The organism is Zobellia nedashkovskayae (assembly GCF_015330125.1).
GTDB classification, from domain to species: domain Bacteria; phylum Bacteroidota; class Bacteroidia; order Flavobacteriales; family Flavobacteriaceae; genus Zobellia; species Zobellia nedashkovskayae.
The window spans coordinates 3,463,977-3,489,309 of the sequence record NZ_JADDXR010000002.1 but is presented as its reverse complement, the minus strand read 5'-3'; the positions used below and the strand labels follow the sequence as shown (position 1 = coordinate 3,489,309).

The 25,333-nt window shown below is 35.9% G+C and carries 17 protein-coding genes; 9 read left to right on the top strand and 8 right to left on the bottom strand.

From position 1 onward, the window contains the following. The first annotated feature begins 85 nt into the window (after positions 1-85). From IWB64_RS14230 to acs, 6 genes are all read left to right on the top strand, one after another. A complete protein-coding gene (locus IWB64_RS14230) occupies positions 86-1,333 on the top strand; it encodes a hypothetical protein (RefSeq protein WP_194534626.1) in 1,248 nt (415 codons plus the stop codon). 10 nt (positions 1,334-1,343) lie between these two features. Then, positions 1,344-1,604 (top strand): DUF4212 domain-containing protein, encoded by a 261-nt coding sequence (locus IWB64_RS14225; protein ID WP_194534625.1) that lies wholly within the window; start codon positions 1,344-1,346, stop codon positions 1,602-1,604. A gap of 27 nt (positions 1,605-1,631) precedes the next feature. Then, positions 1,632-3,398: a sodium:solute symporter family protein gene (locus IWB64_RS14220; protein ID WP_194534624.1), complete on the top strand. Its 1,767-nt coding sequence runs from the start codon at positions 1,632-1,634 to the stop codon at positions 3,396-3,398. Positions 3,399-3,759: 361 nt separating this feature from the next. Next, entirely contained in the window at positions 3,760-6,459 is a 2,700-nt protein-coding gene (locus tag IWB64_RS14215; protein ID WP_194534623.1) for a sensor histidine kinase, read from the top strand. A gap of 9 nt (positions 6,460-6,468) precedes the next feature. Further along, positions 6,469-6,831 (top strand): response regulator transcription factor, encoded by a 363-nt coding sequence (locus IWB64_RS14210; protein WP_194534622.1) that lies wholly within the window; start codon positions 6,469-6,471, stop codon positions 6,829-6,831. 710 nt (positions 6,832-7,541) lie between these two features. Next, positions 7,542-9,449 carry an acetate--CoA ligase gene (acs, locus tag IWB64_RS14205; RefSeq protein WP_194534621.1) on the top strand — a complete coding sequence of 636 codons (1,908 nt, stop codon included), beginning with the start codon at positions 7,542-7,544 and terminating at the stop codon, positions 9,447-9,449. Between the two features lie 155 nt (positions 9,450-9,604). On the opposite strand, the gene IWB64_RS14200 is transcribed toward acs, so the two are convergent. Together IWB64_RS14200 and IWB64_RS14195 are read right to left on the bottom strand one after the other, a co-directional pair. Beyond that, complete coding sequence (locus IWB64_RS14200; RefSeq protein ID WP_194534620.1) at positions 9,605-12,232, bottom strand: glycoside hydrolase family 2 protein; 2,628 nt, start codon at positions 12,230-12,232, stop codon at positions 9,605-9,607. 147 nt (positions 12,233-12,379) lie between these two features. Beyond that, positions 12,380-13,489, bottom strand: a complete 1,110-nt coding sequence (locus IWB64_RS14195) for a glycoside hydrolase family 10 protein (RefSeq protein WP_194534619.1) — start codon at positions 13,487-13,489, stop codon at positions 12,380-12,382. Positions 13,490-14,041: 552 nt separating this feature from the next. Here IWB64_RS14195 and IWB64_RS14190 point away from each other — a divergent pair. The 3 genes from IWB64_RS14190 to IWB64_RS14180 all read left to right on the top strand — a co-directional run bounded on the left by IWB64_RS14190 (position 14,042) and on the right by IWB64_RS14180 (position 18,269). After that, entirely contained in the window at positions 14,042-15,856 is a 1,815-nt protein-coding gene (locus IWB64_RS14190; RefSeq protein ID WP_194534618.1) for a hypothetical protein, read from the top strand. A gap of 576 nt (positions 15,857-16,432) precedes the next feature. Then, positions 16,433-17,773 (top strand): hypothetical protein, encoded by a 1,341-nt coding sequence (locus tag IWB64_RS14185; RefSeq protein ID WP_194534617.1) that lies wholly within the window; start codon positions 16,433-16,435, stop codon positions 17,771-17,773. A gap of 136 nt (positions 17,774-17,909) precedes the next feature. After that, entirely contained in the window at positions 17,910-18,269 is a 360-nt protein-coding gene (locus IWB64_RS14180; protein ID WP_194534616.1) for a hypothetical protein, read from the top strand. A gap of 2 nt (positions 18,270-18,271) precedes the next feature. Here IWB64_RS14180 and IWB64_RS14175 read toward each other — a convergent pair whose 3' ends face one another. From IWB64_RS14175 to IWB64_RS14150, 6 genes are read right to left on the bottom strand one after another with little or no spacing between them, the layout of a single operon-like run. Continuing rightward, complete coding sequence (locus IWB64_RS14175) at positions 18,272-18,910, bottom strand: Pycsar system effector family protein (protein WP_194534615.1); 639 nt, start codon at positions 18,908-18,910, stop codon at positions 18,272-18,274. Positions 18,911-18,922: 12 nt separating this feature from the next. Beyond that, complete coding sequence (locus tag IWB64_RS14170) at positions 18,923-20,161, bottom strand: cation:proton antiporter (RefSeq protein WP_194534614.1); 1,239 nt, start codon at positions 20,159-20,161, stop codon at positions 18,923-18,925. A gap of 10 nt (positions 20,162-20,171) precedes the next feature. After that, on the bottom strand, positions 20,172-22,121 hold the full coding sequence (locus IWB64_RS14165) for a thiamine pyrophosphate-dependent enzyme (RefSeq protein ID WP_194534613.1): 1,950 nt from the start codon (positions 22,119-22,121) through the stop codon (positions 20,172-20,174). Positions 22,122-22,139: 18 nt separating this feature from the next. Next, entirely contained in the window at positions 22,140-22,796 is a 657-nt protein-coding gene (locus IWB64_RS14160) for an NAD(P)H-hydrate epimerase (protein WP_194534612.1), read from the bottom strand. Positions 22,797-22,798: 2 nt separating this feature from the next. Continuing rightward, entirely contained in the window at positions 22,799-23,533 is a 735-nt protein-coding gene (locus tag IWB64_RS14155) for a hypothetical protein (protein ID WP_194534611.1), read from the bottom strand. Between the two features lie 14 nt (positions 23,534-23,547). Further along, complete coding sequence (locus IWB64_RS14150) at positions 23,548-25,161, bottom strand: glutamate synthase-related protein (protein WP_194534610.1); 1,614 nt, start codon at positions 25,159-25,161, stop codon at positions 23,548-23,550. Between the last annotated feature and the right edge of the window lie 172 nt (positions 25,162-25,333).

Genomic DNA, 25,333 nt, shown 5'->3' with positions numbered 1-25,333 from the left:
ATATTAATAAAACATTAACTAATTGTTTTTAAGAGTTTAGCGGTGCACACAAAACCAATTCATCACTAACTAATCTCTTTAAACTATGAGTAAACAAACTCTATTGCTGATTGGGTTTTTTATAATGTCCTTTCAATTGATGATTGCCCAAGGTTCTCCTGACTATACCGGAGGACTTAAAATGAAATTTAACGAAGATGGTTCTAAATATCTGCGAATAATTTCTTGGGCACAGGTACAGGCCAACTATGGTTTAGATGAAACTTTTGATGGAAATGGTAATGAAAATAGTCCGTTAAACTTTAATTTACGAAGAGCTCGTATCTTAATGTTCGCCCAAATTAATAAGGACTTTTTAATCTTAACCCATTTTGGTCTAAACAGTTTAACAAGTTCAACACTGAGCCCTACTGGAAAAGGAGATGGTTCTCAATTATTTTTTCACGGTGTTTGGGCACAATACAACTTAGGAGATAACCATACAGTTGGTGGTGGATTACATTATTTTAATGGTATTTCTAGGCTTAACAACCAAAGTACTTTAAATATGATGACGCTAGACAACAATAGGCAATCCTGGGCCACCATTGGTCTTTCTGATCAATTTGCCCGTCATTTAGGGGTGTTTGTCAAAGGTAAATTTGATAGACTTCAATATCGTTTAGCCATAAATGACGCCGCAACAACAACTTTAGATAGTCGTGTTGCCGAAGCTGGCGGAGATGCCGTTTATAATGGTCGCGCTTTATTAGGTTCTAAAGATGCTGGTAAAACCTATGCAGGTTATTTAGATTATCACTTTCTTGATGAAGAATCTAACTTTTTACCATACAAGGTAGGTTCTTATCTTGGGGGTAAAAAAATATTTAACATTGGAGCTGGGTTCTTTTTACATCCAAAAGGAGCTGTAATCAATACAGGTTCTGAAACTGCTCCTACTCTTGACGGTGAAAATGTTTCAATTTTTGCTGTTGATGCTTTTTATGATACGCCACTTGGCGAAGACGGAAGCGCATTAACCGCTTATGCTGTTTTTCAATCCAATGATTATGGCAAAAATTACCTGTTTAGTGCCTATGGAACCGGAAGTATGGTTTATGGCCATGTAGGTTATGTTTTTAAAGGTGATGTAACCAAGACCAGGTATCAACCTTACCTAAGTTATGGGACCCACAGTTATGATGCCGTAAACGATAGCAGAAATACACTGGGTATTGGCGTAAACGCTTATATGAGCGGCCACAATTCTAAATTGACATTAGAATACAAAAAGCAAGAATTCGGTGCATTAGACTCGAATATTATATCACTTCAAGCAATGATTTACTTATAAAAACACAATTATGTCTGATAAACAAGAAAAGGCCACGGCCTATTGGAAAGAGAACCTTAGGTATTTAATTATACTACTTGTCATATGGTTCGTCGTATCCTTTGGATGCGGGATATTATTTAGAGAAGAATTAAATGAAATTAGACTTGGAGGATTCAAACTGGGCTTCTGGTTTGCTCAACAAGGATCGATCTATGTATTCGTAGTACTAATTTTCGTCTACGTAAGATTAATGAACAAATTAGATAAAAAATACGGTTTCGACGAGTAACCTAACCAAACTTTAATACAGAACATTATGAGCGTACAAACATGGACATGGCTACTAGTAGGAATTACTTTTGCCCTTTATTTTGGAATTGCGATTTGGGCCAGAGCTGGCTCTACAAAAGAATTTTATGTTGCTGGCGGAGGTGTTTCTCCATGGGCAAATGGTATGGCTACCGCAGCCGATTGGATGAGTGCCGCCTCTTTTATAAGTATGGCGGGTATCATTTCTTTTGCGGGTTACGATGGCTCGGTCTATCTTATGGGATGGACAGGTGGCTATGTGCTACTAGCGCTACTCTTAGCCCCCTATTTACGGAAGTTCGGTAAGTTTACCGTACCCGATTTTATTGGGGATAGGTATTATTCCAATACAGCTAGAACCGTAGCGGTAATCTGTGCATTAATAGTGTCCTTTACCTATGTAGCAGGCCAAATGCGAGGTGTAGGCATCGTATTTTCTCAATTTTTACAAGTAGATATCAATCTAGGGGTACTTATTGGGATGACGGTAGTTTTGACCTTCGCCCTATTAGGAGGAATGAAGGGGATTACATACACACAAGTAGCACAATATTGTGTTTTAATTTTTGCATTTATGGTGCCTGCATTTTTTATCTCATTACAAATGACGGGAAATATTATTCCTCAAATAGGAATGGGAGGCTCGATTGAAGGTGGTGAATTCTTATTGGATAAATTAGATAGGCTACATACAGAACTTGGTTTCAACGAATATACAAGTGGAACAAAAAGTACTTGGGATGTATTTGCTATTACTTTAGCATTAATGACCGGAACAGCTGGTCTACCTCACGTAATTGTACGTTTCTTTACGGTACCTAAAGTAAAGGATGCTCGTAAATCTGCTGGGTATGCATTACTACTAATTGCCATTTTATATACCACTGCTCCAGCAATTGCTGTTTTTTCTAGAACAAATTTAATTGAAACAGTAAGTAATCAAGAATATAAGGAAATTCCAGAATGGTTCAAAAACTGGGAAAATACTGGTCTAATTGCTTGGTCCGATAAAAACGGAGATGGCAAAATTCAATATGTAGCAGGAAATGCTTTAGCTGATAAAAAACCGCTATACTCAGAAGCTAGAGGTGTTAATGGAGAACGTATGGTTACTAATCCAAGTGATGCTGAAAATGAGCTTTACGTAGATAGAGATATCATGGTTCTTGCAAACCCTGAGATTGCAAATCTTCCAAATTGGGTTATTGGCCTAGTTGCTGCGGGTGGCTTGGCTGCAGCATTATCTACTGCAGCAGGGTTACTATTAGTAATCTCCACATCTGTTTCTCATGATTTGATTAAAAAGCAACTAAAACCAGATATTTCGGATAAAGGTGAGTTAACAGCTGCAAGAATTTCAATTTTCGTAGCGATTCTAATTGCGGGGTACTTTGGTGTAAATCCTCCCGGCTTCGTAGCCGCGGTCGTCGCCCTGGCATTTGGGTTAGCAGCAGCTTCCTTTTTCCCAGCAATTATCTTAGGTATTTTTGATAAGCGTATGAACAGCCAAGGTGCAATTTCAGGTATGGTAGTAGGTATCCTTTTGATGCTTTTCTACATGATGAAATTCAAATTGGACATGTTTGGCGGTGGTACCAGTGCAGATTGGTGGTTCGGAACTTCACCAGAAGGTTTCGGAACTATTGCCATGTGTGTAAATATTGTAATATCTATGGTGGTTTCAAGAATGACACCAGCTCCACCACAGAATGTACAGGATATGGTAGAAAGTATCAGAATACCTTCTGGAGCAGGCGAAGCTTCTGATCACTAAATCAAGCATTCTATAATTCGGTATTATTCCAGAATTGTAATATAATTTTATATTTGATTAGCTAAAAATCAGCATCACCATTTTGGTGGTGCTGATTTTATTATGTTCAAAAGGTATTAAATTTCATAAATTAGTGCAACCTTTTACTACCCAACCACAAATAACCTATTGAAGATGAAGAAACGCCACGAACAAAAACTGATAGTCCTTTCACTTGCTTTGTTTTTCCTATTCAATATTCCTTTTGTCTTAATTTTCAATTTTGAAGGAGCAGTATTTGGCTTTCCTACATTTTACTTTTCTATTTTTTCAATTTGGCTGCTTTCTGTTATTATTTCTGGAATTGTATTAAAAAGACATTATGAGTAATTATGTAATCATAGTTATCATTCTAACGTATTTGGCAGTGTTGTTTTTCATTGCTTTCCTTGCCGAAAGAAAGAAGAAGAGCAAATGGGTAAACAACCCCTATGTGTATACTTTATCACTTGCTGTCTATTGTTCTGCTTGGACCTATTACGGTAGTATTGGTATTGCAGCTAATACTGGAATTGATTTTTTACCCATTTATTTAGGACCGGTCATTGCTGCACCCCTATGGATAATAGTACTACGAAAAGTAATACGAATTTCTAACCAGAACAAAATTTCATCAATTGCAGATTTTATTTCCCTACGATATGGAAACAATAGATTTCTAGGTGCGCTAGTTACTGTAGTTTGCCTTTTTGGCACCATACCTTACATTTCTTTACAACTAAAGGCCGTGTCTGAAACGTTTGAAATCATGTCAGACAACACCAGCTACATTTTAACGAATACCTTTCATGACTCTACTTTTTACGTTGCATTGATATTAGCAATATTTGCCACTTTCTTTGGAACTCAAAATGCTGATGCTTCTGAAAAACATACTGGAATAATAGCCACAGTAGCTTTTGAATCTGTATTAAAATTAGTCTTCTTTTTAGTCATTGGTGTTTACATAACATTCTATCTATTTGATGGTACAACTGATATTTATAATCAAATAGCAACCATAGATAATTTAAAGGAGCTTACCACCCTCTCAGGGCTAGAAGACGGTTTTAATTGGCTTTTTATGATTTCATTGTCCTTTATGGCAATTTTTTTGTTGCCCAGACAATTTCAGGTTGCCGTACTAGAAAACAATCGGGAAAAATATTTAAAAAAGGCTATTTGGTTATTCCCACTATATCTTTTGATATTCAATATTTTTGTGATTTTTATAGCTTGGGCTGGAAAAATAACTTTTGGAAACGATGTAAATGCAGAGTATTACACCCTATATCTGCCTTTAGAGCAAGGAAATTCTTTTCTAGCGACGTTAGTTTTTCTTGGTGGTTTTTCTGCTGTGATTTCTATGGTTGTTGTTTCAACTTTGGCACTATCAACAATGGTGAGTAACAACCTCATTATTCCATACGGATTTTTAGAAAAATTTATTAGAAGCCAGACTGAACGTAATGAGCGGTACATTAAGAACATTCGTCGTATCTCTATTTTTTCAATTATCATTATAGCCTATTTCTTCTATGTTTCATTTTCAAGAGAATTGTCATTGTACTCCATTGGTTTAATTTCTTTTACAATTATTGCTCAGCTGGCACCCTCCTTTTTTATCGGGCTTTTCTGGAATCGTGGTTCATCTAAAGGTGCGATAATTGGTATTATCCTTGGGTTCTTTATTACAGTATACACACTAATACTTCCATTTACTTTAGCTGCCTATAGCGGAACAGATGATTTTACGCAATATGGCTTATATGGCATTGCAGCACTTAAACCTTATGCCTTGTTTGGTATTGATTTTTTGAGTCCGCCTGCTCATGCCTTTTTCTGGAGTATCTTATTCAATTTGTTAGCTTATTTGTTTTTTTCACTCATGTTCAAAGGAAACTATAGAGAACGTAATTATGCCGAAATGTTTGTAGACAGCAGGAATTTTTCAGCTCTACAAGACAGTGCGCTTGTTTGGAAAGGAGAAGCGTATGTGGCCGATATTAAAACTATGCTCGTCAGGTTTCTGGGAGAGAAAAAAGCAACCAGAGCATTAAAACTCTTTTTTACTAAATATAAATTACCGGTAGACACACAACTGGCGGATGCAAGACTAATTAATTTTTCCGAAAAACTACTGACAGGAAGTATAGGTAGTGCCTCGGCAAAAATTCTAATTGATAGCGTGGTAAAAGAAGAACAAATAAGCCTGACTGAAGTACTTAGAATATTAGAGGAATCCAAGGAGAATATTGTAAGTAATAAAATGCTTCTTGAAAAATCTGACGAACTATCTCAGCTATCTTCAAAACTAAAGGATGCCAATGAAGAATTGGTTAATAAGGATAAACAAAAAGATGAGTTTTTAGATACTGTAGCCCACGAACTTAAAACACCTATCACTGGAATTAGGGCTGCAACCGAGTTATTGATGGATGAAGAGGATGATATGCCACAGGAAATCAAAAAACAGTTTCTAACGAATATACTCCAAGATTCAGACAGACTAGGGCGACTAATCAATAACATACTAGATTTTGAAAAGTTAGAAACAGGACGTTTAAGTTTAGATATACGTAATCTTGACATTCAAGAAACGATAAAAAAAGCAGTTGCTAATACCCAACATATAGCTGCCAAGAAAGGAATAACCATACATATTAAAAATTTTCATCACTTTGAGATAGACTATGATGAAGATAGAATCCTGCAAGTATTTACAAACTTAATTTCAAACGCCATTAAGTTTTGCGAGCCTGAATCTGGAAAAATTGAAATAGATTATAAACTAGGAAATGAAGCTCTTGAAATAGCTGTAATAGATAACGGAAAAGGCATTCCTACAGAAGATATAGCGTATGTTTTTGATAAATTTTATCAATCACAACATCAAAATACCATTAAACCAGAAGGCAGTGGGTTAGGTTTAGCAATCACAAAACAAATCATAGAAAAGCACAAAGGTAAAATTTGGGCAGATAAGACAGTAAAAACAGGGGCAAAGTTTGTTTTTACGCTACCTATTAGCTACATTGTATAACGATTTATGATGCACAAGATTTTAATTGTTGATGATGAGCCAAATATTGTAATGTCTCTAGAATATGCCTTTAAAAAGAAGGGCTTTGAGGTTTTTATTGCGAGAGATGGTAGTGAGGTAGAATCAATAGTTGAAAACACTGTTCCAGACATCATTTTGTTAGATATTATGATGCCCAATATAGATGGCTATCAGACGTTAAAATTAATAAAGAACAACAAAAGTTTAGAGGCTACAAAAATAGCTTTCTTAACAGCAAAAAATAAAGCTTCGGATATTGAAAAGGGTTTAAAACTAGGAGCTGACAAGTATTTAATAAAACCTTTTTCAGTAAAAAAAATAGTCTCAGAAATACTGGAACTATTAGAGTAATGGTCTTTTAAGGCTTTTTTAAATTGGTTTTGTGTGCAAACAAACTATGTTTAATTAAATTTTAAAGACATGAAATTTCGCATTAATCCTTTGGCGTCAGATATTATAATAACTGCGTACATTATTGGTACGCTATATCTGAGATTTAAATTCGAAAGCCAGACAGAAACAAGCCCCGTGCTATCTATAGTTATGGGTATTTGTTTTGTGGTAATTATTTGGGTACTTATTAAACTCAAAATATTTAACCCTAACTGGTTTGGTTTATTTAATGCCAAAAAAGCTAAACAGTAAGTTATTTAGCTTTTTATAAGGATAGTCCAATGGACTCAAAATGCTTTTGGCTGTCTCAAGCCAAATAGCCCGAAGGTTAGAAACCAAAAAAAATTCTTTAAGTAAAATTACGCCCATAGTTCTGGTACGTGGTTAGTGAGCGCAATGTAAAAATTGTGTTTCCGGTATTTAGGTATTATCACAAATCTAAAACCTACTCCTAGAATTTTTAGCACTATGACATTTAGATGTAAAATGAACAAGAAAAAAAAGTCGGTTTTGATAATACAAGAGCTATGGAAGTAAGATTACCACTAGCTAATAAACATCAATATAATACGTCATAAAGTATAAGATTACGTGTCTCTGTAGACAAAACAAAATTCACTTATCAAGGCCAGAATATCTGGTATTTATAAATAAAAAACTATTTAGTAATGAGTAATTATCATATAAAACATTTAGAAGAATATTATCAAGTTTATAGAAAGTCCGTCCGAAACCCTGAGGCCTTTTGGGAAGAAATAGCTGAAGAGCATTTTCTATGGCGAAAAAAATGGGATAACGTTTTAAGTTGGGATTTTAAAAAACCTGAAATAAAATGGTTTGAAGGCGCAAAATTAAATATTACCGAAAACTGTATCGATAGGCATTTAGCGACACGAGGAGATAAAACAGCTATTTTATTTGAACCAAATGACCCAAATGAAGCTACACAACACATTACATACAAAGACTTATACCATAGGGTAAATAAGCTTGCTAATGTGCTAAAATCAAAAGGGGTCAAAAAAGGAGATCGCGTTTGTATTTATTTACCTATGATCCCGGAACTAGCTATTTCATTGCTAGCCTGTGCTCGTATCGGAGCCATACATTCTGTAGTTTTTGCGGGTTTTTCATCTATTGCTTTAGCCACCAGAATTAAAGATTCTGATTGTAAAATGGTTATTACATCAGACGGTTCTTACAGAGGTAAAAAAACAATTGATTTAAAAGGAATTGTTGATGAAGCTTTAGAGGACTGTGAAGGTGTTAAAAGTGTTTTAGTAGTAAAACGTATTAAGACAGATATTCCTATGAAGGAAGGGCGTGATGAATGGCTCCAGCCTTTATTAGATGATGCTTCAGACGAGCTAACAGCTACCGTTATGAATGCGGAAGACCCTTTGTTTATATTATACACGTCTGGATCAACCGGAAGACCAAAAGGAATGGTACACACTACGGCAGGATATATGGTGTATAGCGCATATACCTTCAAAAACGTTTTTCAATACAAAGAAAATGATGTGTATTGGTGTACGGCAGATATTGGTTGGATTACAGGACATAGTTACATTGTCTATGGTCCGTTAGCAAATGGCGCAACCACCGTTATGTTTGAAGGAGTCCCAAGTTATCCAGATTATGGCCGTTTTTGGGAGATTGTAGAAAAACACAAAGTTACTCAATTTTATACCGCACCAACTGCCATTAGAGCTCTTGCCAAAGAAGGTGTAGAATATGTTGAGAAACACGACCTATCCTCTTTAAAGGTTTTAGGAACCGTGGGAGAGCCTATAAACGAAGAGGCTTGGCACTGGTACGATGACAATATTGGCAAGAAACAATCACCTATTGTTGATACTTGGTGGCAAACCGAAACAGGAGGCATCATGATTACCCCTATTCCTTATTGTACACCAACTAAACCCACATATGCCACGTTACCATTTATTGGTATTCAACCAGCATTAATGGATGAAAAAGGTATAGAAATTAAAGGAAAGCAAGCAGATGGACGCTTGTGTATAAAATTCCCCTGGCCAAGTATAGCAAGAACTATTTGGGGGAATCATCAGCGTTATAAGGACACGTATTTTTCTGCTTATGAAGATATGTATTTTACAGGTGATGGAGCTTTAAGAGACGAAGTAGGATATTACAGAATAACAGGTCGTGTAGATGATGTAATTATTGTATCCGGTCATAATCTAGGTACGGCACCAATTGAAGATGCCATTAATGAGCATCCAGCAGTTTCAGAAAGTGCTATCGTTGGTTTCCCTCATGATGTAAAAGGAAATGCTTTATACGGTTATGTAATCTTAAAAGAAACTGGTGAAAGCAGAAACCACGATAATTTAAGAAAGGAAATCAATCAGATTATTACTGAGCAAATTGGGCCAATTGCCAAACTAGATAAGATTCAGTTTACCAATGGACTGCCAAAGACACGTTCTGGAAAAATTATGCGTCGTATTCTTAGAAAAATAGCCGGTAAGGACACAAGTAACCTGGGCGATACAAGTACGCTCCTTAACCCTGAATGTGTTCAGGATATAATGGACAATGCTTTATAATTAGTTTTTACAAAGGGTTCTGGCCCCTTTGTAAAAACATTTAAAAACGCACTAAACTTCAATACCCATTGTTGTTTAGTGCGTTTTATTTTAGTACTTTCTTATACTCATAAAAATTTATAATCTTCTATGAGAAAACTGTAGAAACCATAAAATTATTCTATAGTAACGTGCTTTGGCTCAGTATTCCATCCACTAATTTCTATTAGTGGTTCTATATCTTTCAAATTATCGTATTCCAATTCTATTTCCTTGGTACCTCCCGGAACTAAAGAGACATAATTATCAGTATAAAATGTTGGTAAGATACGTTCTTTAGTATCGCTGTCAATTAATGATACCCGATTGAAAAAAGATACCGTATTTGTTTCCTTATTACTTAGTGTCAAGGCAATAGTAGTGTCGTTTATCTTTTTTGCGGTTGCAGTAATTTTGACTTTTTCTAAAGCGTTTAATCCAGAATGAATTCCTGTTTCATCTGGAATCCAGTAGAAATTATCACTAAGAATTTCTTGTTCCGTATTTAACAATTGAACAGATATGAAGGCCCCATCGTCAGATGCCTGCTTTTGAATTTTCTCCTGAAGGTTCCCAATTAGCCGAATGCTGGATTTTTCAATACTACAAAATACCTGCTCTAGAACGGTTTCGTTTCCTTTCATATCAAACGAGCTAACTCGCAACATAATATCATGCTTTGGCTTGAATGTATTATTCACAATCATGATATCGCCATTTATAGCATTGTACATGCCATGAAATGCCTCACTTCCTTTACGAGTACCATACAAACAGGCATTAGGATCTAGGTAATAATCATACATTTGACCCCGAAGTGCTGTCCACGGGTTTTGCGTTTTCCAAATAATAGTACCCGTGTACCAATCCCACATATGAGCGCTAAAACCTTCCATCAAACCTCTATATTGATTATAATTTACCAATTGAGCTTTATTGGCAAAATCCTCCATATCAGTTGGTTTGCCATAAACATCAAGACTATTATTGTAGTCAATATATTTATGATAGCTCCATGCTTTATCCGTTACCTTCTCCGAGCCATTGATTTCCTGAGGAATTACTAAATTGGCTTCTGGTAAAAACCTTTTCAAAGAAACCATATCTCCCGTACCTACGGATCCAACTTCTGAATTAAAAGGCCATGTGCGTTCTTGCCAAAAAACACTGATATCTTGTATGTTATAAGGCCCGTCTCCATTCCCTCCTTTAAAATTGTATGACATTTCATCAGAATTAGAGTAGTCTATAAACCAACGGGTACCATCTAATTTAGGAAGAACTTCTTCTTTTAATGCATGCATGATATCAGCTGGAGGCGTAATCTCGTTCCCACCGCACCACATAGCTAATGATGGATGATTACGTATCATCTTAACCATATCTTCTGCCGATGTAATAAATAATTCATGATCATCCGGATATTTTCTTCTTGTCCATTGATCTTCCTTTTTGAACGGATCCAACCAACGTCCGTTACCATCTCCACTTATCCAAAAGTCTTGAATTACCAGCATTCCATATTTATCACAAGCTTCATAAAATTCGGGACGTTCTGTTAATGAACCTCCCCAAATTCTAATTAAATTTAAATTCATTTCACTATGAAAACGAATCTCTGCATCATAACGCTTTTCGGATAAACGCAACATAGCATCTGACATTATCCAGTTACCTCCTTTAATAAATATCTTTTGCCCATTAACAGATATCTGTTTGCTACGGGTACGTTCATTCCAATCCGTTTGTATTTCTCGTATACCAAAACTTACTTTTTCTGTATCTGATACTTTTTTCTTAGTTAAGAATTCTAATTTTATGTTATACCTATTTTGCTCACCATAACCATTGGGCCACCATAGCTTAGGATTTTGAACACTATAATTCGGCAAACTTATTTCGGTAGTGGTACTAGCCTTTATAGTAACGTCTTTAGTTATTTCATCTCCATTCAGTTCATATTTTAGTGTACCTGAAATTGATTTGTCGCTTGTGTTTTCGAGCTCTGCCGATACTTTTAATTCGGCCGGTTCCTGGTCTACACCTGGCATTCTTTCACCTGGAACCAAAGTAATAATATGCGGGTTCTTTAAGTTTACTACACCTGTTTTTTCAATAAAAACCTTATCCCAAATACCCGTATTTCTATCACGAATAGGCTGTATCCAATCCCAGCCCGCCACATACTGAGAAGAAACATTTTTGGCAATCATACCATCTCCACCTTGACCACCATTTGGGTTGCCAACCACATCTACAGGATGTACTATAACGGCCAACCTATTTTTACCATTCTTGTTTAAAAGATTTGTAATATCAAAAGACTTACGAAGAAACATACCTTTATAAGGAGCTTCGTTCACTTTCTCACCATTAATAAAAATGTCTACACTGTAGTTAATACCCCGAAAAGTGAGCCATACCTTCTCACCTTTTTTAGCTTTTTCTTGAAAATTCTTTATGAACCAATACGTATAGTGCTCTCGTCCTGTATCATAAATATCTTTGATTTCTTCATTATTCATTCCGTAGAACGGATCTGGCACTTTGTCATTATTTAATAAAGTAGTCAAAACTGTTCCCGGTACGGTAGCCGGTATCCAATCTTTTATCTCATAAGACGTTGTAGATATTTCGTAACCATCGGCATTAATTTCCGTAATCGGTTTGCAGAACCATTCTGTATTCAATTCATATTTTCCCTGACCTATCGCCAATTGAAAAGCTAAAAAAGTAAATAGAATTAAAAGGTTTATTTTCTTCATGAACGTTGTGTGATTTTGTAGTTACTACAGGGATTAAAAAGATATATTGATTAATTATTTTTCCTGCGTTGATATTTAATCTGACCAGCAAAAATTAATTAGGAAAGAAATATCCACTCTTGCTTTTTAGCAAAAGCGAATAGTGTCTCACTTATTTTTCTTAGAATAATCTTTATGAATAGCCACATCAAAAGCGGCCCAATGTGCATCTGTCATTCTCCCCGGAGTAAAAAGGCAGATACCGGCGGCACCGTTTTCCATAGATTCCCTAATAGCATCTCCAAGTTCTTCAGGTAATAAACCACTGCCTTCAGGGTCTTTCTCATTTGCTTTGTTCCATGGTCTAGGGCAAATGAATAGTCCGCTAAATACAGGAGTATCAGGAACGGCTTTTACTTCTTCTTTTACCATACTGCCAACCCAAAGGGTATTGCCCATATAAAAATCATTGTAGTTCATTGGGAAGTAAGCATCCAAATTCCACTTACTCCACTCTTGCCGTACCAACGTTTTGGAAATTGAAGGACCGGGAAAAACAGCGGCATTAACTTTCTTACCCTTCTTATGTACAGCTTCGCTTATTTCACCAACTAGACTAGTAATTACATCGTATCTATATTGCTTCCATTCATGAACCGTGGTAGGGTCTTCTGCTTCTTTGATATCGATACCACTCTTCTTTTTAAAATCAGAAGCACACGTATCGCAATAACAAAAATCATATTCAGGATATTCTTTATCTTGAATTAAATCATATTTTTCCCAAAGGCCACGTGCCAAAATTACATCTGGGTAACGAATATAATCCAAGTGAATTCCGTCTACCTCTTCTACTTCAGCTACACTTGAATACAAGTTTTTCAAATACCTGCGAACTCCTTTTTTATTTGGACAAAGAAATTTATAATATGGCGCATAGGGTTGAATATCAAATGCGGATTCCCCTTTGCCACTAACCCCGTACCATTCAGACTTTAAATTGGGGTCACTTTGAATCATTGTAGGTATCCAAGAATGAAATTCCAAACCGGCCATTTTTGCAAGTTTACCCACTCTTTTATAAATAGCGGGGTCGTGACCTCCGCTATACATCAGGCCGTCTATTCCTTTATTTTTAAGGTCTACAAACTCTTGTTGAATATCTTTATCAATTGCTTTTCCTGGGCCACCGACCCACGCATAAACGGGTACTTTTTGTTTTTGAGAGCTTACGTTAAAAGAAATTATTATCGAAAAAAAAAGGAATAGGTACTTCATAAAAAAAGAATGTAAGCTACCAAATTTAGCAAAAGAAAGTCCTTACTCTCTAAGTTTAGATTTGCTATTTTCTACTTCTGAAACATTATTATTATACAACCATTTAACTGTATTCTTTTTAGGTAAATTATAAAATAAGGGTGCGTTTTTTTATTAATATACTCCTCTCCTACTAATATCGTATTAATAATAATCCTGAAAAATTGGATTAATTACATGACGTTTTAATTTAACTAGGTAATAAAAACCTATACTTTATAGAATTGCTTGAAAAAGGATGATTTCCAATATATAATAGTAAGATGAATTTTTCTTAATTCGTCAAACATTACATACTAATGAATATTGTTGCTTAGATTAAATTTTAAAAACATCATTAAATAAGCCTCTTTCCAAAATTTCAAACCAACTTTATAACACTTATGTAATACCCTAAAAACCTGACTAAAATCATATTTTAAAAGTTGTAGAACCCCCACTTTTGTAGGCTATAGTTTTAAACTCGTGAACAAAATGGTTCACTAAGATTAAATCACCACAAAAAAATATTTTATGACGCACGCACATTCCTTTCACATTCCAGTTATGGGCATCGGCTTTACAATTGACTCTCCTTTAAAGGTTTCACAGTTTGGTATTGACTCGGTTATCTCGCTGGTAGATGATATTCTTTTAGAGAAGCTTCGTAAGATGTACTCTGGCAAATATGACCTCCCTTATCAGGAAATTACAGTTAACATAGAAGATTTTAGGGCAAAACGGATTACCTCTTATCTTGACATGATTCAAGACCTTGCTCAAGAAAAATTTGAAAATTTTAAAAATACCACTACCGAAACTGCTGACGGCATTCGGTCTTATTTCAACTCCCTACCCGATTCATCAACCTTTAAAAAAGAGTTTTTTCAACTCTCTGAACACTCCTTTAATTTTACTGAAATTAAAGACTGGGTTAAAGAGCGAATGCCCATGGGGAGTATTGACGTAAACATCATGACGAAGGTTGATAAGGACAACTACATTAAAAAAGAAAAACTTTCATCTGAATTTAATGATGCGCATGCTGCTCTTAGAGGGTTTGCAAATAGTAAGCTGAACTCTTCCGTAGTTCTTTCTGCAGGAATGAACCCACGTTTATACAGCTATTTAGAACAGTTTGATGATTTTTATCCGGATACCGACGGAAACATTAAAAAGAAGATTGTTCTTAAGGTAAGTGATTATCGGTCAGCTATGATACAGGGAAAATTTCTAGCTAAGAAAGGAATTTGGGTTTCTGAGTATCGCATAGAATCTGGACTTAATTGTGGTGGACATGCATTTGCCACAGATGGCCACTTAATGGGTCCTATATTACATCAGTTTAAAGAAAATAAACAAGAATTGATAGACACGGTTTATGACCTTTTAATCAGTTCTCTTCAACTTAAAGAACGTACAATTCCAAACCAGCCATTGTCTTTAAAAATCACTGCTCAAGGCGGTGTTGGTACTGCCGCAGAACATCAATTTCTTATAGATGAATACAACGTAGATTCTGTTGGTTGGGGTTCCGCTTTTCTTTTAGTTCCTGAGGCGACCACAGTAGATAAAGGCACTTTAGACAGATTGGTCAAAGCCAAAGAAGAAGACTTGTATTTGAGTAATATTTCGCCATTGGGTATTCCTTTTCACAGTTTAAAAGGGAATACCAAAGATGTTGAAAAAGCGGCCCGCATTTCTGACGGCAAACCTGGTAGTCCATGTCCGAAAAAATTTGTTGCGCTAAACAAAGATTTTAGTGAAAAAGGACTTTGTACGGCATCTAGACAATACCAAAACAAGAAGTTAAAACAACTCAAAAGCAAAGACCTCTCACAAACCGAATACGATTATCATTTTCATAAGATTACGGAAAAATCCTGTACCTGCGTAGGTTTAGGGACATCTGCACTACTCGCTTATAATCTAGATACAAAAATTGAAGGTGAAGGCGTATCAGTTTGCCCAGGACCTAATATGGCTTATTTTTCAAAAGTATCTACGTTAGATGAAATGATGAGGCATATCTATGGCGAGACGAATGTAATGTCACATCCAAATCGCCCAAATATGTTCATAAAAGAACTTCACATCTATTTAGAATATTATAAAGAACAAATTTCGGAATTTAAAATGATGCCTACCGCTAAACGTAGAAAACAATTACTGTCCTTTAGCAGTAATTTAATGGAAGGTATTGGGTATTATAAAAATCTATTTGAGGCAAAAAAAGATAAGGCACTCCCCTATTATAACCTTGCGTTGCAACAGTTAAAGGAGTCCCGAACTTTCCTATCATTATTAACCGAAGAAGTTGAAATACCCGAAGATAATTTTGCGTCTTAAATATAGTTCTGCAATAAATATAGTTGTGATGAAATCTTTAGATAATGTAATTAAAGAAGCCCTGTCAGAAATGGTGGGGCTTTTTGTTGTTGTTTTAATTAAATTTGAATGATAAAATAAGTGGCTATTAAAATTAATTAAAAGTTGAAGATGATTTGTTCTTTAAAACTTCTGAATTCCTCAAATACACATTTACTTTTGATTTATTATTTAAATGGTACAATACATAAAATACCTCTTTAAAAACATTCAAAAAGGTATCACTCAACAGTAATTTTAATCATCATTTTTCTTCATTTAGGGAAGCTGAATAATTAAGTTTTTTATTTATTTCAAGGACATTTTAAAAAACTTTAAGCTTATTTCTTAAATTTTCTTAATTTTTTTTTAAACGCAAAATTTCACTTCAAAAAAATTCCCTTTCACCTAGTATCAGTACTATTCTACACTACTGGATGATTTACAAATTATAGAATAAAAGCTACTTATTCATAAACAAACTTGTTAAAATTAAAGAATACAACAACCACATCCTCAGTTTATTCGTACATCCTTAAACCCCGAAATTTAAATCTTATGAACAAAGTGAAAATGTACTTATTGTTTTTTTGCATCGGTTTCAGCGTTATTAGCTGTACCAGTGACAACTTAAATTTAATTCCAGATGACGATTCTGAAGAACAGGAATCGGAAGCTCCCGAAGAAGAGAACACTGAGGAAGAAGAAGCAACCCCCGATGAAGATGTAGTTACTGTAGATATTGCTACAGAACTTACCGCAAACGATTTAGAGCCACACCCCATGCAAGATGTTGCAAAACCTGGGTATTTGGAAACCATTGTAGATCCTTCATTCGGAACAATTATTCGTAGAATTTCTAATGGTGGCGATGGTACCGTTACAAAACCAATGTATAGTACCGTTCAAGCATGGAACGCAGATGAAACCCGAATGATTTTGTACGACCAAACTAATGGTGTACACCAATTATTAGATGGTAAGACCTATGCTTTTATTAGAAACCTAGACGATATTCTACCAGATGATATAGAACAATTATATTGGGATTTTAATCAAGCTGACATTCTTTACTTCCTAGATAAAAGAACGGATGACTACATTAAGTACACTGTATCATCTGGCAATAAAGAGGTACTAGTAAATTTAAGAGAGCTAACAGGTTGTACTGGAGGCCTTAGTATGGGCAACGATGTTCAGATGCCATCTTGGGATAATGATGTAATAGGATTTCGTTGTGAAAACAATACAGCCTACGCTTATCGTTTTTCAACTCAAAAGTTAACTACTTTTAATATTGATGACGTAAACTATACAGCGGCTATGCCTGCACCAAGCGGTCAACTTTTTTACCATAATGTATCTTCATACGATACCAACGGTAACCTTGTTACTAGACTTAACAAACAGAAACCAGAACATTCTTCTTTAGGTAAAATGGCGAATGGAACCGATGCCGATTTTACGGTAACATTTAACGGTGGCCCCAATGGAGGATGTCTAGGGAATATTGTTGCTTATGACCTAAACACCGGTGACTGTTTACCTGTAATCTCCGAAGATTTAGGATATGATTATCCAAAGAGCGGTACACATATTTCTGCCGTAGCTCATAAAAACCCGGGATGGATTGCAGCCTCTATGATAGGTTTTGAACAAGACGGCGTAAAACTTCTTGATCAGGAATTGGTTATAGCAAGAGTTGAACCTGGCAACGTAGAAGTATACAGAATTGGACACCACAGAGCTGATGAAGATCAGTTTGATTACTGGGGTGAACCTCATGCCGTCATTAGCCCTACTGGAACTCGTGTTCTTTTTGGATCTGATTGGAGTGGTAGTGAAGATGGTAAATCTGTTGAATCTTATGTAGTTGAGTTACCTTCATACCAACCATAATTAATTTAATTATAAGGTTCTCCTAAAGTAAACCTTATTTCTCTAAACTTTAAAAGCAAGCCCTTGAAAAAGGGCTTGCTACTTTTTTATACATATCCCTAGTTTTTTTGATATTTTCGCCATAATAGCGCATTACATGACCATTGAAGATTTAGTTGGAGAATACAATATCTTAGGAGGCAACCAAGATGCCGAACAGCATTCTTACAAAGGAAAATTAATTTTATCCTTAGATTTAAATTCAAGAATTATAGCTAAATGGACCATCAACAATACACAGCAACAAACTGGTACGGGTTTCTTTAAAAACAATATACTCGTCATCAATTTTAAATATGTAGGTGAAGACCAAAACATTTACAAAGGTGTTGTTGTTTACCAGTGTATTGGCAAAGATATTCTAGACGGATTTTGGTCAGAAAAACATGGAAATCCGCTTTTCTTAGGAGAAGAGCGTTGTTTTAGAATTAAAACGAACGCTGTACCATTAAATTAAGATTACATAGCAAACATGATATGGCAAGCTATAAATCCTACCACTGCCAAAATAATACCTACTAAGAAAACATGAAAAGAAGTTCTAAGTAGTTTAAACTTTCTATCAATTGTCTTGCCTAAGTGAAACGTATCCCTTGCAATGGTCTTATAAAGTTCGTCTCCTTTGTACATTAGACTTGTAAGTTCTTCTGTGTACTCTTCTTCATTCATAGTATTAAAATTGCCATAGAACAAAAGGTTATTGGTACTCCTATCTCCATGCGTAAGTTCTGGTCTAGTAGCAAACACTGCATAGGCTATAGATATGAGATTAGTTCCCAACATTATAATTGCCGGATATATAAGATGCGGGTCTTTATCTAACTGACTTAATACGGTTCCCAGGATTATTGATAGAATAAGTGCGTTGATGGAAATAAGAATATTCGATTTTCTATCGATCATCGCGTTCAAAGTATACTGATTTTTAGAGACCAAACGAAACAAAGTTTCTGCACCACGTTCTGAACGAGGTTCAACTTTTGCTAGTTTCTTCTTCAGTTCTTTAAGTTTCTCTTTATCAATACCCAATTCGGAAATCAATTGCTTATCAATCGCTTTTTCTTGCTTTTTTATTACTTTTTCTGATTCTTCCATCATTAAATACTTTTACTAGCTATATATTTTCTTTGCTACTTTACCTACACTCAACCCTTGTACAAGTACCGACACCAGTACCACAACATATGTTATATATAATATAATTTCTGCAGAAAGGTCTTCTGACAAACTAAGTGCCAATGCTATGGATATACCACCGCGTAAGCCTCCCCAGGTTAAAATAGCCACTGTTTTTATAGGTTTACTTTCTTCATGTTTAAGTAAGCTATATGGTAATAAGACCGATATAAAACGAGCCAAAAGTACCACGAATATAGACAAGAAGCCTAATGTTAGATATAACGAGTCAAATTTGAGCAGGTGTATTGACAATCCTATTAGAACGAATAGAATAGCATTAAATACATCATCTAGAACTTCCCAAATATTATTCAGCATTTTGCGGGTCATTCCTTTATTTGATGCTATATTAATTTTATTTCCAATGACCATACCCGAAACTACCATAGCCAACGGTCCGGATACATGAAGTAACGAAGCTATTGCATAACCACCTATGACAATGGCTAAACTTATTAAAACCGCTAATTGCGGATTTTCATTAATAGATTTGATAACTCTATATCCTATATAACCTAAAATTAAACCGTAGACAATTCCACCAACGGCTTCCATTAAAAATAGCTCGCCAATTGCACTGCTTAAAGATTCATTGCTATTTTCATCTAAGCGTGCTATAATTAACAAACCAGAAAATACTACAACACCAATACCATCATTAAACAATGATTCGCCTTCAATTTTTACTCCCAAACTTTTCTGAATATTTGCCTTTTTCAAAATTGACATTACGGCTATGGGGTCTGTTGGCGAAATTAATGCTCCAAAAAGCAAAGCATGTATAAGAGGTAATTCTATACTTAAAGATTGAGCAAGATAATAGGTTAAAAACCCGACTATTGTAGTAGAAATAAGCACTCCGAACGTTGCAAACAATAGTATGGATTTCCGCTCTTTTTTTAGGTCATCGATATTAACATGTAAAGATCCTGCAAAAAGCAAGAAACTCAACATACCGTCCATTAACAGACTTCTAAAATCTGTATTGATTACCACATCGCAGAAGTAAAGATAAAATGCAGGAAATATATTTTGAGTCAATGTAATTAAAACGACCGTTGACAAAGCTAAAATCATTAACCCAATGGTTGATGGTAACTTTAACCACTTATAGTTGACGTAACTAAAAAAGGCGGCAATTAAGAATATGATACTAAATGATTGAAACATGTTTTCTTATTTAAATCAAACTAGCGTCAGTGATTATTTCCAGTAATGCCGGACCATTGTGTGCTTTTAGTTTTTCTAAAGCAGGTATTAATTCTTCTATTTTAGTAACTCGAATACCAAGTGCCCCACAATTCTCTGCATACTTTGAAAAATTAGCATTGTGTAAAGAAGTTTTCCAAACATCCAATTCAGCCGCTTTTTGCTCCTTTGAAATTTTACCGATTTCCGAGTTGTTTAAAAGCACATGCTTAATGTTCATATTGTATTTCACCAAAGTCATCATCTCACCTAAATACTGACCAAAGCCACCATCACCCGAAACCGACCAAATAGGTCTTTCGTTGCCTTGCGCAGCCCAAGCGCCCATTGCTGCAGGTAATGCAAAACCTATAGAACCCAAGTAACCGGACATTAATACAGATTGATTTTTCGGCTCAAAATAACGACCAAAAGAATAGGTGTTGTTACCAACATCTACGGCAATAACCGCATTGTCTGGCACTACTTTGTTCATTGCATCAAATACTGCAATTGAACTTAGACCAACCGTACTTTCATCTTGGAGCCTACTTGCTTTTTCTTCTTGCCATATCTCCCATCGTTTTGCAATTTCCGGACGTCTATCTACCGTATTTATTTTTCCTTCGGTTTGTTCTTCTATAATGGTCAAGGTTTCAGAAATCTCTCCCCATAGGGCAGCATCAACTTTATGAAATTTACTTAAAGCTGCTGGGTCATAATCTACCTGAATAATGGGTTTTTTAGGCGTAATACCTGTATGATTAGAAAACGATGCTCCAAAAACAATCAATAAATCACTCTCGTTCATAAACCATGAAGCTATAGGTGTTCCACTTCTACCAAGTACTCCACAACCTAATTCGTGATGGTCAGAAATTTGTCCTTTTCCTTTAAAGGTGGTGATTACCGGACAGTTTAATTTTTCTGCAAATGCGATTATAGCATCCATTTGAAAACGAGCGCCATGTCCTACTATAATTGCAGGTCGTTCTGAGTCTGTAATCATACCCACCGCTTTCGCTACCATTTGTCTTGGTGGTGAAATATTAAAAGGTGTAATTCTATCTTCTGGAGTCTGTGCTTTTTCGTTATCTGACTTTGGCATAAAGGCAACCTCATCTGGGAAAGTAATATGAGATACATCTCTATTTATTAATGCGCTTTTAATCGCCAAGCTCATTAACTCACTATGCTTAGAGTTTTGTTGCACACTATGGTTAAAATTGGCTACGGTTTGAAAAGCACCTACCAAATCTACTTCTTGAAAAGCACCTGTTCCCAATACTTGTGTATTTACCTGACCAGAAAGTGCCAACATTGGTGAACGATCTACTTTAGCATCCCACATACCGGTAAACATATTGGTAGAACCCGGACCTGCAATACCAAAGCAAACTGCGGGTTTCCCCATTAGTTTACCATAAGCAGATGCCGCAAATGCTGCAGCTCCTTCATGACGTATTCCGAAAAACTTGAAATTTCCTTTTTCTTCTTGTCGCATCATGGCATCGGCAACCCCTAGGTTTGAGTGACCAACCATGCCAAAACCAGTATCAACGCCCCAATTTACCATGGTCTCTATCATGACATCAGAGATTGTTTCTGCATGCTTCTCCTCTTCTTCTATTCCAACAAAAATTTCATCGCCCTCTTCCTTTGTTGGAAATGTTTCAATGCCATCATCAAAACCACCTGGCGGCACACCGGTACAAGGGTCAAAATCCCAACCGTGCCACGGGCAACGTAACAATCCGTTTTCAATAGAACCTTCCCCTAAAGGACCACCTTGGTGTGGACACTTATTATCTAGAGCAGAAAATTTGCCTTTAAAATGTGTTAAACAAATACCTTTATGAGCAGCAGTAACGGTCATTACACGACCTTCTGCCAATCTCTTTTTATTATCTAACACTTTATGCCACACTACTTTCTTTTCCATGGGTCGGTTTTTTTCTGGTTATTTAATTTTTATCAATTGGTATTTTTTAAAATCAGGCATTTGAATATTGAAATGCTCATAAACCGATTTTGGAATTCCCAAATCAGCCATAAATACTTCTACTCCGTTTGGTAATTTTTCTAAAAGAATTTTAGGAGCTGCCAATGTCATTACCTGGTTTGCTGTAAACCCTGATAATTCACCATCTTTAGAAATACCAACGGGAATGTCCAATGATATTTTAAATGCCGATGATGCGTTTGCTAATGCAATACTTTTTACAAATGCATCTGACAACGGCAATCTTTGAGAAAATCCTAAATAAGCATCTACCCAAATATCCGTTGTTTCTGGAATACCTTCTTTAGCTCCAAACAACAACGCTCTTTCTAATTGTACTTTTGGTAGGTCTTTGGTAATAGGAACTACCAAGTCCAAATTCACGTTAAACCCCCAAGCAGCAAGTCTGCGAGCAGCTACTAAACCGCCACCGCCATTGTTTCCATTACCAGCGCCAATAGTGATAACAGAGGTCTCAGTTGCCTTTTCGGCGATTAATCTTGCTAGTTGAAGCCCCGCATTTTCCATCATCAATTCAATGGACAGGTTGTATTTTTCAACCGCCCAATAATCCATCTCTTTAAAGGCTTCTAACGAAAGACTGGTTACCTGCATATTTACTTTTTATAGGTATTGATAGCTTCCGTGAAAAACTGTACCACTTGTTCTTTGTCAATTTTTGTAGCTGGTAAAACTGCTCCTTTAAATCCGTCGTTTTTCCATTCACCTAATGAAAGAGAATCAAACTTAGAAGTATCTAAACCGCTATGCCCTTTGTATCCGCTGATATAAAAATAGTGTTCATTGATCATCGTATCAGGTACAGCTAAACCAAAGCCTATAGACAAATCATTAGAAATAATAACATAAGCACCTGAATCAAAATGATGGGGCCAAATACGAATGTCCGATTCCAAACCATTTACCTCAAGTGTTCTTTCTAGACCAGATTGCGTCAAACTTCTTAAATCGGCAAGTTCCTTTAATTTAGATGCATCTAGTACAAAGGTGAAAGCATCATCAATTGAATACGGTAGCTCGTAATGAAAACCATAGGTATATGTCTTACCCAAAAATGTATTTGCAGAATTCGTTAACCACTCCAATACCTGCTGATGGGTTTTACCATCTAAAGCAAAAGAAGCATTGTTCTTAGGGGAATTCCATTCTAAAGAAAAGTTATTATAGTTTAAAGCAAGAACGTCCCCATCTGTTGATAACGGGTGTGTTTCTAAACGTTGCTTATCAGTTGACCAGCCAAGATTGGTATGACTATCATCTGCCTTCTTCTCTACAAAACTTATTCCTGCAGCAGCTAAATACTGTGCCGCTAAATGCATCATTTTATCCATCTTTATATTTTTTTTTAAGCGTTAACACCGCCGTAATTAATTCCTGTTAAACGATGCATGTCATGATTAAAAGTAGATAGGTCATCAAAATTGAATTTTGAAATATCATCATGCCCACAAGCTCTCGCAATAACCTTAATAAGGTTATTTGTAGCATCAAAATAATTATGTAATTGTTTCGCCGAAGAATCAATAATCAACCTACTACGCAATGATTCTTTTTGCGTTGCAATACCCACAGGGCAGTTGTTACTTCCGCAAGCACGCATACCTAAACAGCCAATTGCCTGCAAGGCCGAATTAGATACGGCAATAGCATCGGCACCTAACATAAGGGCTTTACCAAAATCTTCAGCAACTCTTAAACCTCCGGTAATTACCAAGGTGACATCTGTAGCACCAACTTTATCTAAATATTTTCTTGCTCTTGCCAAAGCAGGAATTGTAGGTACATTTATATTATCTCTTAATATAGTTGGTGCGGAACCTGTTCCCCCACCTCTACCATCTAAAATGATATAATCGACACCCACATCTAATGCAAACTGAATATCTTTTTCTATATGACTTGCTGCAATTTTGAATCCGATCGGTATACCACCTGTACGTTCTCTTACCTGAGCTGCGAAAGATTTAAAGTCATCTACACCATGAAAATCTGGAAAAGTGGCTGGTGAAATTGCAGTCTCTCCTTCTTTTAAACCTCTTACCTCAGCAATTTCCTTACTTACTTTAGCACCTGGCAAATGACCGCCCGTACCTGTTTTTGCTCCTTGTCCGCCTTTAAAATGAAAAGCTTGAACTTTGTCTAGCTTATCCCAAGTAAATCCGAACTTTGCAGAAGCTAGTTCATAAAAATACTTACTGTTGTTTTCTTGCTCATGAGGTAACATGCCGCCTTCTCCTGAGCAAATACCCGTACCTGCTAATTGCGCTCCTTTAGATAATGCTATTTTAGCTTCTCTAGATAATGCGCCAAAACTCATATCACTAACAAAAAGTGGAATATCTAAATGTAAAGGCTTTTTGGCTTTAGGTCCAATAACCACCTTTGTAGCCACAGCATCTTCATCTAGCAACGGTCTACTAGCCAATTGGGCAGGCAAAAATTGAATATCGCTCCATTTTGGCAACGTATTTCTATCCACTCCCATTGAAGCAGAAGTTCCGTGATGCCCCAAATTTTTAAGTCCGTTGGTAGCTAATTCTTTTATATACCCGGTGTATGGTTCTGTCTCTTCCGGATGGGTATCTGCGTAAGCACCCAAATACGCATCTCTATTAAAAGGTTGCGGACTGTCTACTAAATAAGCATCTATCTCTTCTTCATCTACAAAAAGACTACCACCCTCTATTTTAGTAGTAAACTTATGTAATACCTCTGCATTATTATATTCAGAAACTCCGGTATCTACTCTATAATCCCAACCGTGAACACCACAAATAAGGTTATGACCATCTACATGACCGTCTGACATTAATGCCCCTCTATGCAGACATCTACCATACAATACAGAAACATCATCATCAAATTTTACGATTACTAAATCCAAACCATTGACTAATGCGTGTTCTGGTTTTTTGTTTTCTAAAGTGTCTACTTGGGCAATTGCAATTGGTTTTTTCATGAGTTTTTCTGATTGTTGATTATTAAAATTGAAGAAGCAAAATAAGCACTTGTACTGCATGTGCTTATTAAAGCATAAGGCTACACATGAAAATAACGCTCATTCACAATTAAGCCATCTTTCCATTTTGTTCGATTAAGTTGCTTCTTTCTTTGCTCTCTTTTTTGATTTT

What these genes read in the sequence shown, in the direction of transcription:
- IWB64_RS14230 (WP_194534626.1), top strand. Translation starts at nt 86, where the DNA reads ATGAGTAAACAAACTCTATTGCTGATTGGGTTTTTTATAATGTCCTTT.
- IWB64_RS14225 (WP_194534625.1), top strand. Translation starts at nt 1,344, where the DNA reads ATGTCTGATAAACAAGAAAAGGCCACGGCCTATTGGAAAGAGAACCTT.
- IWB64_RS14220 (WP_194534624.1), top strand. Translation starts at nt 1,632, where the DNA reads ATGAGCGTACAAACATGGACATGGCTACTAGTAGGAATTACTTTTGCC.
- IWB64_RS14215 (WP_194534623.1), top strand. Translation starts at nt 3,760, where the DNA reads ATGAGTAATTATGTAATCATAGTTATCATTCTAACGTATTTGGCAGTG.
- IWB64_RS14210 (WP_194534622.1), top strand. Translation starts at nt 6,469, where the DNA reads ATGCACAAGATTTTAATTGTTGATGATGAGCCAAATATTGTAATGTCT.
- acs (WP_194534621.1), top strand. Translation starts at nt 7,542, where the DNA reads ATGAGTAATTATCATATAAAACATTTAGAAGAATATTATCAAGTTTAT.
- IWB64_RS14200 (WP_194534620.1), bottom strand. Translation starts at nt 12,232, where the DNA reads ATGAAGAAAATAAACCTTTTAATTCTATTTACTTTTTTAGCTTTTCAA.
- IWB64_RS14195 (WP_194534619.1), bottom strand. Translation starts at nt 13,489, where the DNA reads ATGAAGTACCTATTCCTTTTTTTTTCGATAATAATTTCTTTTAACGTA.
- IWB64_RS14190 (WP_194534618.1), top strand. Translation starts at nt 14,042, where the DNA reads ATGACGCACGCACATTCCTTTCACATTCCAGTTATGGGCATCGGCTTT.
- IWB64_RS14185 (WP_194534617.1), top strand. Translation starts at nt 16,433, where the DNA reads ATGAACAAAGTGAAAATGTACTTATTGTTTTTTTGCATCGGTTTCAGC.
- IWB64_RS14180 (WP_194534616.1), top strand. Translation starts at nt 17,910, where the DNA reads ATGACCATTGAAGATTTAGTTGGAGAATACAATATCTTAGGAGGCAAC.
- IWB64_RS14175 (WP_194534615.1), bottom strand. Translation starts at nt 18,910, where the DNA reads ATGATGGAAGAATCAGAAAAAGTAATAAAAAAGCAAGAAAAAGCGATT.
- IWB64_RS14170 (WP_194534614.1), bottom strand. Translation starts at nt 20,161, where the DNA reads ATGTTTCAATCATTTAGTATCATATTCTTAATTGCCGCCTTTTTTAGT.
- IWB64_RS14165 (WP_194534613.1), bottom strand. Translation starts at nt 22,121, where the DNA reads ATGGAAAAGAAAGTAGTGTGGCATAAAGTGTTAGATAATAAAAAGAGA.
- IWB64_RS14160 (WP_194534612.1), bottom strand. Translation starts at nt 22,796, where the DNA reads ATGCAGGTAACCAGTCTTTCGTTAGAAGCCTTTAAAGAGATGGATTAT.
- IWB64_RS14155 (WP_194534611.1), bottom strand. Translation starts at nt 23,533, where the DNA reads ATGGATAAAATGATGCATTTAGCGGCACAGTATTTAGCTGCTGCAGGA.
- IWB64_RS14150 (WP_194534610.1), bottom strand. Translation starts at nt 25,161, where the DNA reads ATGAAAAAACCAATTGCAATTGCCCAAGTAGACACTTTAGAAAACAAA.